The 12907-nt window shown below is 48.9% G+C and carries 9 protein-coding genes and 1 tRNA gene; 8 read left to right on the plus strand and 2 right to left on the minus strand.

Features of this window, described 5'->3' with window-relative positions; genetic code table 11:
- Positions 1-1183 precede the first annotated feature (1183 nt).
- Positions 1184-1257, minus strand: a tRNA-Arg gene (locus NYE54_RS08560).
- A 361-nt stretch (positions 1258-1618) separates the two neighbouring features.
- Here NYE54_RS08560 and NYE54_RS08565 point away from each other — a divergent pair.
- From NYE54_RS08565 to ispG, 5 genes are all read left to right on the plus strand, one after another.
- Positions 1619-2461, plus strand: a complete 843-nt coding sequence (locus tag NYE54_RS08565; RefSeq protein ID WP_339271551.1) for a hypothetical protein — start codon at positions 1619-1621, stop codon at positions 2459-2461.
- Positions 2462-2606: 145 nt separating this feature from the next.
- Positions 2607-3929, plus strand: a complete 1323-nt coding sequence (tig, locus tag NYE54_RS08570) for a trigger factor (protein ID WP_339271553.1) — start codon at positions 2607-2609, stop codon at positions 3927-3929.
- 275 nt (positions 3930-4204) lie between these two features.
- Complete coding sequence (gene clpP, locus NYE54_RS08575) at positions 4205-4795, plus strand: ATP-dependent Clp endopeptidase proteolytic subunit ClpP (RefSeq protein WP_006208779.1); 591 nt, start codon at positions 4205-4207, stop codon at positions 4793-4795.
- 14 nt (positions 4796-4809) lie between these two features.
- The gene (gene clpX / locus NYE54_RS08580) at positions 4810-6075 is read left to right on the plus strand and encodes an ATP-dependent protease ATP-binding subunit ClpX (protein WP_076323107.1); all 1266 of its coding nucleotides are present in this window, start codon (positions 4810-4812) and stop codon (positions 6073-6075) included.
- A gap of 113 nt (positions 6076-6188) precedes the next feature.
- Complete coding sequence (gene ispG, locus NYE54_RS08585) at positions 6189-7298, plus strand: flavodoxin-dependent (E)-4-hydroxy-3-methylbut-2-enyl-diphosphate synthase (protein ID WP_076323108.1); 1110 nt, start codon at positions 6189-6191, stop codon at positions 7296-7298.
- A 270-nt stretch (positions 7299-7568) separates the two neighbouring features.
- Here ispG and NYE54_RS08590 read toward each other — a convergent pair whose 3' ends face one another.
- Positions 7569-7799 (minus strand): hypothetical protein, encoded by a 231-nt coding sequence (locus NYE54_RS08590; protein ID WP_339271555.1) that lies wholly within the window; start codon positions 7797-7799, stop codon positions 7569-7571.
- Positions 7800-7986: 187 nt separating this feature from the next.
- Between NYE54_RS08590 and lonB the strand changes: the two genes are divergently transcribed.
- The 3 genes from lonB (at position 7987) to yihA (ending at position 12799) form a co-directional block, all read left to right on the plus strand.
- Entirely contained in the window at positions 7987-9717 is a 1731-nt protein-coding gene (gene lonB, locus NYE54_RS08595) for an ATP-dependent protease LonB (protein ID WP_339271557.1), read from the plus strand.
- Positions 9718-9801: 84 nt separating this feature from the next.
- Positions 9802-12138, plus strand: a complete 2337-nt coding sequence (gene lon, locus NYE54_RS08600) for an endopeptidase La (RefSeq protein ID WP_076323111.1) — start codon at positions 9802-9804, stop codon at positions 12136-12138.
- 16 nt (positions 12139-12154) lie between these two features.
- A complete protein-coding gene (yihA, locus tag NYE54_RS08605) occupies positions 12155-12799 on the plus strand; it encodes a ribosome biogenesis GTP-binding protein YihA/YsxC (protein WP_339271559.1) in 645 nt (214 codons plus the stop codon).
- Positions 12800-12907 lie beyond the last annotated feature (108 nt).

Consider the following 12907-nt stretch of genomic DNA (forward strand, 5'->3'; position numbering starts at 1 on the left):
TAATCTGATGAAAAAGTGGGGGAGCAGCCAACTGGAGGAATCTAAGCTGAGGAGTCAATGATGTTTTTCCGAATAACTTGTCGTTTCGCTATCCTTGTCGTTCCTATCAGAAGAGGGTATCGGCCGGGTTGGAGCATCACCTGAAGAATCGCTGCAGCAGGTGCTGGATCTGATCGAGGACCCGTATATCTACTTTATAGGAATAGCGAATCTCACCGCTGGTTTGTGACCAAACGGGATTGCCATGCCGTGCCGGAGTATAGCGGACGCAGTAAAGAGCATGAAGAGCGCCTTACCCGACTGTGGTCCAAGCAGGACGGCCCGGACGAATTGGTTTACCTATACCCGATGGAAGGCAAGTATTTCTGAACGTCGTACACTGGGCAACCTCTCCGAGCGAGAGCGTTGTCTTCTATTTTCGTGAAGAAGTCGGAGCGGGGGGAGTGCTTGGCGGTAGTATAGGATTGTCTGCAGCAGGTGTAGAGGTGTAGAGAGTTGTGCGGTCGTGTTGCGTTGCCTTAACGGACTCAGGAGCCGTTAATTGAGGAAAAAACTCCCGTACAGGTATGGTAACGGACCTGAAGTCCGTTATTTATGACAAAAGAGGGTAATTTGCCTGTGAATTTGCTAAATAACGGCTGTGGTGTCCGCTAAATTCCAAATTAGGCCGTTTTTTCTGAAATAACGTACCTACGGTCCGATAGAGTTTGTGTTCTGTGCGCGATGTTGGGAAGCTGCTATGGAGGTCATGCGCCACATTGTACCTCAGAAGAGATGCGGCCTTTAGAGGCCGACTGCGAAGTGGTCTCCCGAAGCGTATGGGGATGAGAACCCCTCACAGGGGTTCTCATCCCCATGGACGCAAAAACACCACCCCGAAGGGCGGTGCATTTTTTACGTCCCCGAAGGGAGGCGACCTTTGCAGGCCGACTGCGCAGCAATCCTTCCGAAGCATAGGCTCCGGCGCCCCCCTACCAGGGGTTCTCATCCCCGTGGACGCAAAAACACCGCCCCTAAGAGGCGGTGCATTTTTTACGTCCCAGAAGGGATGCGGCCTTTACAGGCCGACTGCGAAGTGGTCCTCCCGAAGCATAGGCTCCGACGAACCCAATACTGGGTTCATCATCCTTCTGGAATACGCAAAGAAGCCGCCAACTATAACTAGTGGCGGCTTCCTCTTTTACGTCCCAGAAGGGATTCGAACCCCTGACCGACGGCTTAGAAGGCCGTTGCTCTATCCAGCTGAGCTACTGGGACATAGGAATTTTTCAAGCAAAAAATATATTATCACATACGCTGGAGAAATTCAATCATTATTTTAAGATGCAAAGTTTTTTGGTTCTGCAAGATTATGAGAGCAGCATATCGGGTTATATTGATAAAATATACGCTGGACTATATAAAGATAGTCGTCCACCCGTTGTCGGATGTGGCCAAGTACGAGCGATGTCAGCCCTTTTTTAAACTTGGCAGTACATATGCTATAATCAACGAATACGAAAAACAGGACTAGAAAGGAGGTGTCCTTATCAAGGACTCTTACTCCCAAGAACAAGAGGACAAGAACATCATCCTGTTTCCGAAGACGCTGGATTATTACCAGATTCAGCTTACGGTTATGCTCGAGAATGAACGTTACGGTGAAGCGATGGAGGTTCTGCGCTTTCTGCTGAAATGCGGAGGACAGAATGAACGGCATTATGAAGAGTGGAATTCGCTCCTCGACTGGCTTGAAGCCGCATTTCCGGAACAGGCTGTCCCCCGTTCGGTTGATTCCCAAGCAGAGCCAGAGGAGGATGATCCGGACGAAGCGGAAATGGCAAGGCAGATGGTTAGGGACAAAGTCGCTCAGGATGCCGGATATGCCGACAAGCTGCTGGCTTCGGTCATGAACGGGCCGCTGACAGAGCAGACCATTTTGGCGCTGGAACAGCTCGCTTATTTGGACCGTCCGGAGATCGACGCTATTTTGGTCGAGTGGCTGCATGATACGCCGCTTCATCCGCTGCTGCAATTTCGGGTGCTGCAAACGCTCCGGAGAAGAGGAATGGAAGGGAATGTGAGCCTTCATCGCGGGCAGGAAGCCGTCGAGATTGAGATCGATTCGGTTCCCTTGGACCCAGGAAGTTTCCCGGACGCCATTTCGAAAATTTTGGAGCGTGTGGCCGATCAGACTGAGATTCATGAACCGACACTATTTTATTTTGCACAGGAATTATGGTCTCAGTTCATCATGGCGATTTACGGCACCGAAGATTACCATTCCATGCTGGATGAAGAAGAATCCACGCTTGACATATGGGCGGCTGCTCTGCATGACATTGTGTCGGAGAGTCTGAAAGGGTTTCGTAATGAGGAGGAAATCCGCCCGCTCTACGGCATAACGGACACCATGCGGTTCCGCTATGAGGGAGCCTACCGATCTCTTAAACAATTTGTTGCTGCGGGCGTGGAAGATTAGCGAGAGTTGGAAAACGTTTACGGTATCGTAGCATAAGGGTTCGCCCTTGAAAAAGAATTTAATGTTGTTTATACTATAGTGGTTATTCGGTACGTGATACATTATTGCGTCGACCACGTGAATTATTTTGGAGGGGAAAGCATAAATGAAAGCAACTTGGGAAAAAATAGAGAAGAACCTTGGGGTTCTTGACGTTGAGGTTGATGCGGAGCGCGTTGCATCCGCCCTCGACAAAGCTTTTAATAAAGTAGCCAAAAAAGCAAATGTACCTGGATTCCGTAAAGGTAAAGTACCTCGCTCGATCTTCGAAGCTCGTTTTGGCGTTGAGAGCTTGTACCAGGATGCAATCGACATCCTTCTTCCAGAAGTATACAGCGAAGCTGTAGAACAAGCGGATATCTTCCCTGTGGATCGTCCAGAAGTGGACATCGAGCAATTCGCTAAAGGCGAAACTTTTAAGTTCAAAGCAAGAGTAACGGTAAAACCAGAAGTTAAACTTGGCGAATACAAAGGTGTTGAAGTTGCTGCAGTAGCTGCTGAGGTTTCTGACGAGGAACTGAGCGAAGAGCTTGAGCGTCTGCAACAACGTCATGCTGAGCTTACAGTAATCGACGAAGGTGCTTCCCAGTCTGGCGATATCGTTGTGATTGATTTTGATGGTTCCGTTGACGGCGTTCCTTTCGAAGGTGGACAAGCTGAGCGTTATTCCCTTGAGCTTGGAAGCAACACGTTCATTCCAGGTTTTGAAGATCAAGTCATCGGAATGGCTACTGGAGACTTCAAAAACGTGGAAGTGACATTCCCTGAAACTTACCATGCTGAAGATTTGGCTAACAAACAAGCTATCTTCAAAGTGAAAGTTCACGAAATCAAACGCAAGCAGCTTCCTGAGCTGGATGATGAATTCGCTAAAGACGTAAGTGAATTCGATACGCTTGATGAGTACAAGGAAGATCTGAAGAAACAACTGCTGACTCGCAAAGAGCAAGAAGCACAAGGCGTTCGTGAGAACGAAGCCGTTGAAAAAGCAGCAGCTAACGCTGAAGTTGAAATTCCTGACGCTATGATTCAATCCGAAGTTCAAAACATGATGCGCGATTTCGACAACCGTCTTCGCCAGCAAGGCATGAACCTGGAAATGTTCCTTAGCTTCTCCGGCCAAACGAATGCCGATCTGGAAGGTCAAATGAAGGACGATGCTGCAAAACGCGTTCGCAACAACCTCGTGCTCGAGCAAATCGCGAAAGAAGAAAAACTCGAAGTATCTGAAGAGGAAATCAACAAAGAGCTGGAAAACATGGCTGACACATACAAACGTCCTGCTGATGAAATCCGCAGCATCTTGGGTGCTAACGGTTCCCTTGACAGCCTTCGTGAAGAACTGCTTCTTCGCAAAACCATCGACTTCTTGTTGGAAAACAGCGTAGAAGGCGCTCCTGTTGAGAAGAAAGAAGCAACTGAAGAATAATAAATAGGCGGCTGCGAAAAGCTGCCCTCACATTAGATAAGGCACGTACATTTCATGCGTGCCTTATTTTTAACTAAGAATAGCCAATTTACTACTAAATGTGACATGAATTGGTTATTAATTTCGACATACATAATGAGACAAGTTGGCAGGATATAATTCTTGGCAAGTTCATAGGATGTAAGCAGGGTTAAAAAATGACATCGTGCTGTGAACATGTTAGAATAACTTTTGTAACGTTGTAGTATATTTTTCAAGGAAAAGAGGTTGGTCGCATGAGTCTTGTACCTATGGTTGTGGAACAAACCAGTCGAGGCGAAAGATCTTACGATATCTACTCAAGATTACTGAAGGATCGCATAATATTCCTCAGCAGTGCGATCGATGACGATGTTGCCAATCTTGTCATCGCCCAGCTTCTGTTTCTAGCTGCGGAAGATCCGGAAAAAGACATCTCTTTGTACATCAATTCCCCTGGCGGTTCGGTTACAGCCGGGATGGGTATATATGATACGATGCAGTTGATCAAGCCTGATGTGTCCACGATTTGCGTTGGCATGGCTGCCAGCATGGGGTCACTGTTGCTTACTGCAGGAGCGCCAGGCAAACGCTATGCTCTTGAGAACAGTGAAGTGATGATTCATCAGCCGCTCGGAGGCATTCAAGGTCAGGCATCCGATATCCAAATCCATGCAGATTGGATCATCAAGACCAGACATAAGCTGAATCAAATCTATGTGGAGCGCACGGGTCAGCCCCTTGAAAAAATCGAACGCGATACGGACCGCGACTTTTTCATGAGCGCGGAGGAAGCGAAGGCGTACGGGATTATTGATGATGTTCTGTCTTCACCGACCAAATCTTAAGGGGTGGTAATAGCATGTTTAAATTTAACGATGACAAAGGGCAGCTGAAGTGCTCCTTCTGCGGTAAATCGCAGGAGCAGGTCCGCAAGCTGGTTGCGGGGCCCGGTGTTTATATATGTGACGAGTGTATTGACTTGTGTTCAGAGATCGTTGAGGAAGAACTCGGCCATGAGGAAGAAGTGGATCTGAAGGATATTCCGAAACCTCGTGATATTCGTGACATTCTGGATCAATACGTAATCGGTCAGGATCAAGCGAAGAAGTCCCTTTCCGTTGCCGTTTACAATCACTATAAGCGCATCAATACCCAGAACAAAATTGAGGACGTTGAATTGCAAAAGAGTAATATTTTGCTGCTCGGACCAACAGGTTCCGGTAAAACATTGCTCGCGCAAACCATGGCCAAAATTCTCAACGTGCCGTTCGCTATTGCAGATGCAACTTCACTGACCGAAGCTGGTTATGTAGGTGAGGATGTTGAGAACATTCTGCTGAAGCTGATTCAAGCAGCGGATTATGATGTGGAAAAAGCGGAACGCGGCATTATCTATATTGATGAGATCGATAAAGTGGCTCGTAAATCGGAGAACCCGTCCATTACCCGTGACGTTTCCGGTGAAGGGGTTCAGCAGGCCCTGCTGAAAATTCTTGAAGGTACCGTTGCTTCCGTGCCTCCGCAAGGTGGACGCAAGCATCCGCATCAGGAATTCATCCAGATCGATACGACGAACATCCTGTTCATTTGCGGCGGTGCATTTGACGGATTGGAACAGTACATTAAACGCCGGATCGGTAAAAAGGTCATCGGCTTTAATGCAGCCGGAGAAAACCAGAAGGATCTTAAGCCAGGTGAATACCTGACGATGGTTCTGCCGGAAGATCTGCTGAAATTCGGCTTGATTCCGGAGTTCGTTGGTCGTCTGCCAGTTGTTTCTACGCTGGAACCGTTGGATGAGGCAACATTGGTACGGATTCTGTCCGAGCCGAAAAATGCGCTGACAAAACAGTACCAAAAGCTGCTTGAATTTGACAACGTAAACCTCAAATTTGAGCCAGGCGCGCTAGAAGCGATTGCCCGCGAAGCCATTAAGCGCAATACCGGCGCACGCGGACTGCGTTCCATCATTGAAAGCATCATGCTGGATGTGATGTACGAAGCGCCGTCCAGAGATGATATTAAGGATTGCGTCATTACGGAGCAAGTCGTTCGTGATAAAGTGATTCCTGAACTGCAAGCCAAAAGTAACGAAGACGATAAGAAACAAGAAGAAAGCGCCTAATGTGCTCTAGCGCATTAGACGTGGAATAAATCTACGCTGATTCTCCACTTCCAGTTATACCCAATCGGGTTGATTGGAGTGGAGCTTTGGCGTTATATGGGAGAGATCGTACCATGTTTTTGAGACAAGACACACGGCCCGTCAAGGTGGGGAATCTCACTATTGGGGGAAAGAACGAAGTCATTATTCAAAGCATGTGCACCACCAAAACAGCAGATGTGGAGGCGACCGTTGCCGAGATACTCCGTCTGGAAGAAGCGGGATGTCAGATCGTTCGCGTTACGGTGAACAATGAGGAAGCAGCTGCAGCCATTAAGGAAATCAAGAAACGCATTCATATTCCGCTTGTGGCGGATATTCATTTTAACTACAAGCTTGCCCTGATGGCGATCGAGAACGGTATCGATAAAGTCCGGATCAATCCGGGAAACATCGGTAAGCGTGAAAAGGTCGAAGCTGTCGTGAAAGCATGCAAAGAGAAGGGGATTCCGATTCGAATCGGAGTTAACGCCGGTTCCTTGGAGAATCATCTCATTGAAAAATACGGGTATCCGACACCGGAAGCCATGGTGGAAAGCGCCTTGTATCATATCGGCATCCTGGAAGAACTGGATTTCCATGATATCATCGTTTCTCTTAAAGCCTCTGATGTACCGATGGCAATTGCGGCTTACACCAAGGCGGCGGAAGTTATACCATACCCGCTTCACCTGGGCATAACCGAAGCAGGCACTCTGTTCTCGGGTACCGTCAAGAGTGCTGCCGGACTTGGCGCGCTGTTGTCTCTTGGAATCGGCAGCACGATGCGTATTTCCTTGAGTGCCGATCCTGTGGAAGAGATCAAGGTAGGCCGGGAGCTGCTCAAATCCTTCGGTCTGATCTCGGATGCGGCAACCTTGGTATCTTGCCCGACCTGCGGTCGTCTGGATATCGATTTGTTCTCCATTGCCAATGAGGTAGAGGAGTACATCTCGAAGATTAAAGTTCCGATCAAGGTTTCCGTTCTGGGCTGTGCCGTAAACGGCCCCGGCGAGGCAAGAGAAGCCGACATTGGTATTGCCGGCGCTCGAGGTGAAGGTTTGCTCTTCCGTTACGGAGAGATGATCCGTAAGGTACCGGAAGAGACCATGGTTGAAGAGCTTAAGAAAGAAATCGATCATATCGTGAAGGTGTACGAGGAAACCGGCGAAATCCCGGGCCGCAAGCACAAATCCACGGTCTGAGCTAGATAACTTGGTTTTTGAAATGTATCCCCACTTAAATAAAAACGGCAGTCTCTGGATTCAAAGAGACTGCCGTTTTGTTGTTTTGAAAGAGTTTAAGGGGGAGGCAGGGTATATCCTTGAAATTTCTTTAAACGGTCAAAAGTGTAGCAATGACCGAATAGGACAAGTAATATAACTTGTTTATCTGACGTGCGGTAATAGGAGGAGCTCGTTTCAATGGTATGTTTTACAGTAACTATTCTTTACTGAGCTTCTGATAACTGAAGCTCAGTTCTCCACTCTCCCCACCCCCCACGATGAAGAAGGATGCCATGCGCCGCACCAGCGGAGCGGACGAATCGATTCCGGAGAAGCGGATGCGTTCGGCTGAAAGTTTTCCTCCGGAAAACTCGCATCGAAAGCATAAGCTGTTTCCGAATTTCTACATTGGTACTCGTCATTCATGAAATTCGGAAACAACAGCGATCGGAGGAACGATACGTACGCGGAGCGTCTCACATCACAACGTCTCACAACGTCTCCCATCCACTTTTTGATACTTTATGACTTCGTTAATGCATCCTGATTAAATCACCTTCTTTTACAATTTGTTCCCCCTCCCGCGTTTTACCATCCGAGGAATCGGCAATACTACCATGTATTAACGTTTGGATGAAGACATAATGGAGTACAGGAGGAATGACTTGTGAATTTAAGTATCGTAATTATGCTGGTGCAACTGTTTTTTGCGGTCATCATCGGCATTTATTTTTGGAATTTATTGCGCGGACAGAAGACAAGCAAAACAGCGGTGGATCGGGAATCGCGCAAGGAGCTCGATAAACTCCGCAAACTCCGGTCGATATCGCTAACGAAACCGCTCGCTGAGAAAACAAGGCCGCAAACGATGGATGACATCGTGGGGCAAAAGGACGGCTTGCGCGCCTTAAAAGCAGCGCTATGCAGCGCGAACCCTCAACATGTCATCGTTTACGGACCCCCGGGGGTCGGTAAGACTGCTGCTGCCCGCGTCGTGATGGAGGAAGCCAAGAAGAATCCGCAATCGCCGTTTAAATATGACGCAAAATTCACGGAAATCGACGCAACGACGGCTCGTTTCGATGAACGGGGAATTGCCGACCCGCTCATCGGGTCTGTTCATGATCCGATTTATCAAGGTGCCGGTGCCATGGGGGTTGCAGGCATTCCTCAGCCGAAGCCGGGTGCGGTGACCAAGGCCCATGGGGGGATCCTGTTTATTGATGAAATCGGGGAATTGCATCCCATCCAGATGAATAAGCTTTTAAAAGTGCTGGAGGACCGCAAGGTACTGCTCGAAAGTGCATATTATAATTCGGAGGATGCCAATACACCTGCCTATATACACGATATTTTTCAAAATGGCCTTCCGGCAGACTTCCGTCTGGTGGGTGCTACGACACGTTCGCCCGAAGAGATTGCTCCTGCACTTCGCTCGCGCTGCATGGAGATTTTTTTCCGTCCGCTTTTGCCTGAAGAAATTGGGAGAATTGCAGAGGATGCCATTCAGAAAATTGGTTTGAATGCAGCGCCTGAAGCGGTGGAAGTTGTGAAGCAGTACTGCTCCAATGGACGGGAAGCGGTCAATATGATTCAATTGGCTGCCGGTCTTGCTTTGACGGAGAAGCGAGATTCGCTGCGAGCGGCGGATGTAGAATGGGTAGCCAGCAGCAGCCAGCTTCAGCCAAGGCCCGACCGGAAAATACCGGAGAAGCCTCAGATTGGCGTAGTAAACGGATTGGCCGTATATGGCCCGAATATGGGGGCACTGCTTGAAATTGAAGTATCTGCGGTTCCTGTCGAAGAGGGCCGGGGTACCTACAATATCACCGGGGTTGTGGATGAAGAGGAATTTGGCGGAGGCTCGCGCAAGCTGCGTCGCAAGAGCATGGCCAAAGGCTCGATCGAGAATGTACTAACCGTGCTGGGTTCGATGGGCTTTACACCTAAAAACTATGACCTGCACATCAATTTTCCCGGAGGAACACCGATTGACGGTCCTTCCGCCGGTATTGCGATGGCAACAGCAATTGTATCAGCCATCAAAGGGATTGAAGTCGATAACAAGGTCGCCATGACTGGCGAGATGAGTATTCATGGAAAAGTGAAACCGATAGGCGGGGTCATCGCTAAAGTGGAGGCGGCATTCCAGGCAGGTGCTACCCGCGTCATCATCCCTAAAGACAACTGGCAGACGCTGTTTCAGGATTTGAGCGGCGGTTTGCGGGTAATTCCGGTAGAGTCGCTGGATGAAGTATTCAGCCATATTTTTGGTGGAACGTTCGCTCCGGAGGTGGTACAGCTCCCTGCAAACGAGGTATTTCCATCCGCTTCCGCTTCATTGCTGCAGGCGACGCCTCCGCGAAACGGCAAAATAACGGACGCCGGAGGATGTTAAGCTTCGTTTGGTTGGTTTTTTATACGCAGATTTGATAAAATAGGAATAGTGTCAACATTGAGAGCCATTGGAGGTGCGAAAGCGATGGGACCCAGTAAATCCAAAGGTCGTCGTTTTCCTTTACTGCCTTTGAGAGGTCTGTTGGTCTATCCAAGTATGGTGCTTCACTTGGATGTAGGCCGGGAGAAATCGGTAAAGGCTTTAGAAAAGGCGATGGTTGAAGACAATTTGATTCTCCTATGTTCTCAATCGGAAGTGAACATTGAAGAACCGACGCAGGATGATATTTTTCGGATTGGCACAGTTGCGAATGTACGCCAGATGCTTAAGCTTCCTAATGGTACCATACGTGTGCTAGTGGAGGGTATGGAACGGGCGGAAGTTATTGAATATACGGATCAAGAGGAATACTATGAGGTCATCGCTCGGGAGCTTCCCGAAGAAGAGAATCATGACCCTGAAGTTTCCGCATTAATGCGAACCGTACTGTCTCAGTTTGAGAATTATATCAATCTGTCGAAGAAGGTGACACCAGAGACACTGGCGGCCGTTTCCGATATTGATGAGCCGGGCCGACTGGCTGACGTCATTACGAGTCATTTGTCACTGAAGATCAAGGATAAGCAAGAAATTCTCGAAACAATTGATGTTCGCAAACGCCTCGAGAAACTTCTAGATATACTGAATAACGAGCGTGAAGTGCTGGAACTGGAGCGCAAGATCAACCAGCGGGTCAAGAAGCAAATGGAGAAGACCCAGAAGGAATACTATTTGCGCGAACAGATGAAGGCCATCCAGAAAGAGCTGGGCGACAAGGAAGGCCGTGCAGGGGAAGTAGAGGAACTTCGAAGTCAGCTTCAGGAGCTTGAGTTGCCAGAGCGCGTACATGAGAAGGTAGAGAAGGAAATCGACCGACTCGAGAAAATGCCGGCGAGCTCTGCAGAGGGCGGCGTGATTCGGAACTATGTCGATTGGCTATTGGCGCTGCCATGGACGAACAAGACCGAGGATGATCTGGACATCGTCAAAGCGGAGCAAGTGCTGGATGAGGATCATTACGGTCTCGAGAAGCCGAAGGAACGCGTGCTGGAATATCTGGCGGTCCAAAAGCTGGTGAAGAAGATGAAGGGGCCTATTCTATGTCTTGTTGGTCCTCCAGGGGTCGGTAAAACATCGCTGGCCCGTTCTATTGCCCGATCTTTGGAACGCAAGTTCGTTCGTGTTTCATTAGGCGGAGTACGAGACGAGGCGGAAATCCGCGGTCACCGGCGCACTTATGTTGGGGCTATGCCGGGACGTATCATTCAAGGCATGAAAACAGCGGGTTCGATGAATCCTGTGTTCCTGCTGGATGAAATCGATAAGATGGCCTCCGACTTCCGCGGCGACCCGTCTTCCGCACTGCTTGAGGTACTTGACCCTGAGCAAAACAATACGTTCAGCGATCATTTCGTGGAAATTCCTTTTGATTTGTCTAACGTCATGTTTGTCACAACGGCGAATGTGCTTCACAACATTCCAAGACCGCTCCTGGACCGGATGGAAGTGCTGTACATTCCAGGCTATACGGAGCTGGAGAAATTGCAGATTGCCAATCGTTATTTGCTGCCCAAGCAGAAGAGTGAGCATGGTCTTGCGCCAGAGCAGTTAATTCTGGACGAGGAAGCACTCATGAAGGTGATCCGGGAATATACCCGTGAATCTGGGGTGCGGAATCTGGAGCAGCAAGTGGCTGCCCTATGCCGCAAAGCAGCCAAACAGATCGTGACTAATCAATCGGAATCCATTGAGATTAAGGCTGACGATATTAAGGAATATCTCGGTATTCCGAAGTTTCGCTATGGTATGGCCGAGCTTGAAGATCAAGTAGGCACGGTAACAGGGCTTGCGTGGACTGAAGTGGGCGGCGAGACGCTGACCATTGAGGTTACCGTGGTGCCTGGTACCGGCAAGCTGATCTTGACGGGGAAACTGGGTGATGTGATGAAGGAATCGGCCCAAGCCGCCTTCAGTTTTACCCGCTCGAAGGCGGTAGAACTGGGCATTGATCCGGATTTCCACGAGAAGCTGGATGTCCATATCCATATCCCGGAGGGAGCCATTCCGAAGGACGGCCCTTCAGCCGGCATTACGATTGCGACGGCTCTTATCTCATCTTTAACCAAACGGCATGTAGCCCGTGATGTGGCCATGACGGGGGAGATTACACTTCGGGGACGTGTTCTTCCGATTGGTGGCTTGAAAGAGAAATCCCTGGCAGCCCACCGTGCCGGCTACAAAAAAATATTACTCCCTAAGGATAACGAACGTGACTTGCGTGATATACCTGACAGCGTGAAGAACGACGTTGAGTTCGTTCCGGTATCCCATATGGATCAGGTTCTGGAGCATGCGCTCGTTGAACAAGCGGGAGTGCACTAGAGAGGAAAGTCTAATTATGAAAGTTACGAAAGCCGAGTTTGTCATCAGTGCTGTCGTACCTGCTCAATATCCTGAAGACGCCTTGCCGGAAATTGCTCTGGCAGGGCGTTCCAATGTGGGCAAGTCATCACTGATTAATCGTATGATATCCCGTAAGAACCTGGCCCGAACCAGTGCAACACCAGGGAAAACCCAGCAGCTCAACTATTATCGGGTGAACGACGACCTGTATCTGGTCGATTTTCCCGGCTATGGTTATGCGAAGGTATCCAAGACCCAGCGTGCGGCATTTGGCGAAATGATTGAGAGATATTTGCTCAGTCGGGAAGAACTGAAGCTTGTATTACTGATTGTGGACATGCGTCACCCGCCCTCAAAAGATGACATCAGCATGTATGAATGGCTGCAGCATTATAACCGGCCGGTATGCGTGGTTGCGACCAAGGCGGACAAAATTCCGAAAACGCGCCGTGAGAAGCATGTAAAGATCGTGAAGGAAACACTAGGCTTCAAACCCTATCACTCTTTTGTCATGTTTTCATCCGAGCTCGGTCTGGGTAAAGATGAGTTATGGGCCATCATGGAGTCCCATATGGGGACTATGAATGAAGAGGAAGAGCCATATCTGGATTCGGAAACGGAAGGCAATGAGCAAGCCTGATCCGATTAATTTCGTGATATTTTTTTCAAGGCTAATATAGGGAATCGGTGAATTCTTTACAGGAAAGTGAGCATCTTGCGGGAAATATCGCTCTGATTCCGGCTAATT

Origin of the sequence: Paenibacillus sp. FSL K6-1330, assembly GCF_037976825.1 — a bacterium.
In the GTDB taxonomy this organism is placed as follows: domain Bacteria; phylum Bacillota; class Bacilli; order Paenibacillales; family Paenibacillaceae; genus Paenibacillus_AQ.

What these genes read in the sequence shown, in the direction of transcription:
- NYE54_RS08565 (WP_339271551.1), top strand. Translation starts at nt 1,619, where the DNA reads ATGCTCGAGAATGAACGTTACGGTGAAGCGATGGAGGTTCTGCGCTTT.
- tig (WP_339271553.1), top strand. Translation starts at nt 2,607, where the DNA reads ATGAAAGCAACTTGGGAAAAAATAGAGAAGAACCTTGGGGTTCTTGAC.
- clpP (WP_006208779.1), top strand. Translation starts at nt 4,205, where the DNA reads ATGAGTCTTGTACCTATGGTTGTGGAACAAACCAGTCGAGGCGAAAGA.
- clpX (WP_076323107.1), top strand. Translation starts at nt 4,810, where the DNA reads ATGTTTAAATTTAACGATGACAAAGGGCAGCTGAAGTGCTCCTTCTGC.
- ispG (WP_076323108.1), top strand. Translation starts at nt 6,189, where the DNA reads ATGTTTTTGAGACAAGACACACGGCCCGTCAAGGTGGGGAATCTCACT.
- lon (WP_076323111.1), top strand. Translation starts at nt 9,802, where the DNA reads ATGGGACCCAGTAAATCCAAAGGTCGTCGTTTTCCTTTACTGCCTTTG.
- yihA (WP_339271559.1), top strand. Translation starts at nt 12,155, where the DNA reads ATGAAAGTTACGAAAGCCGAGTTTGTCATCAGTGCTGTCGTACCTGCT.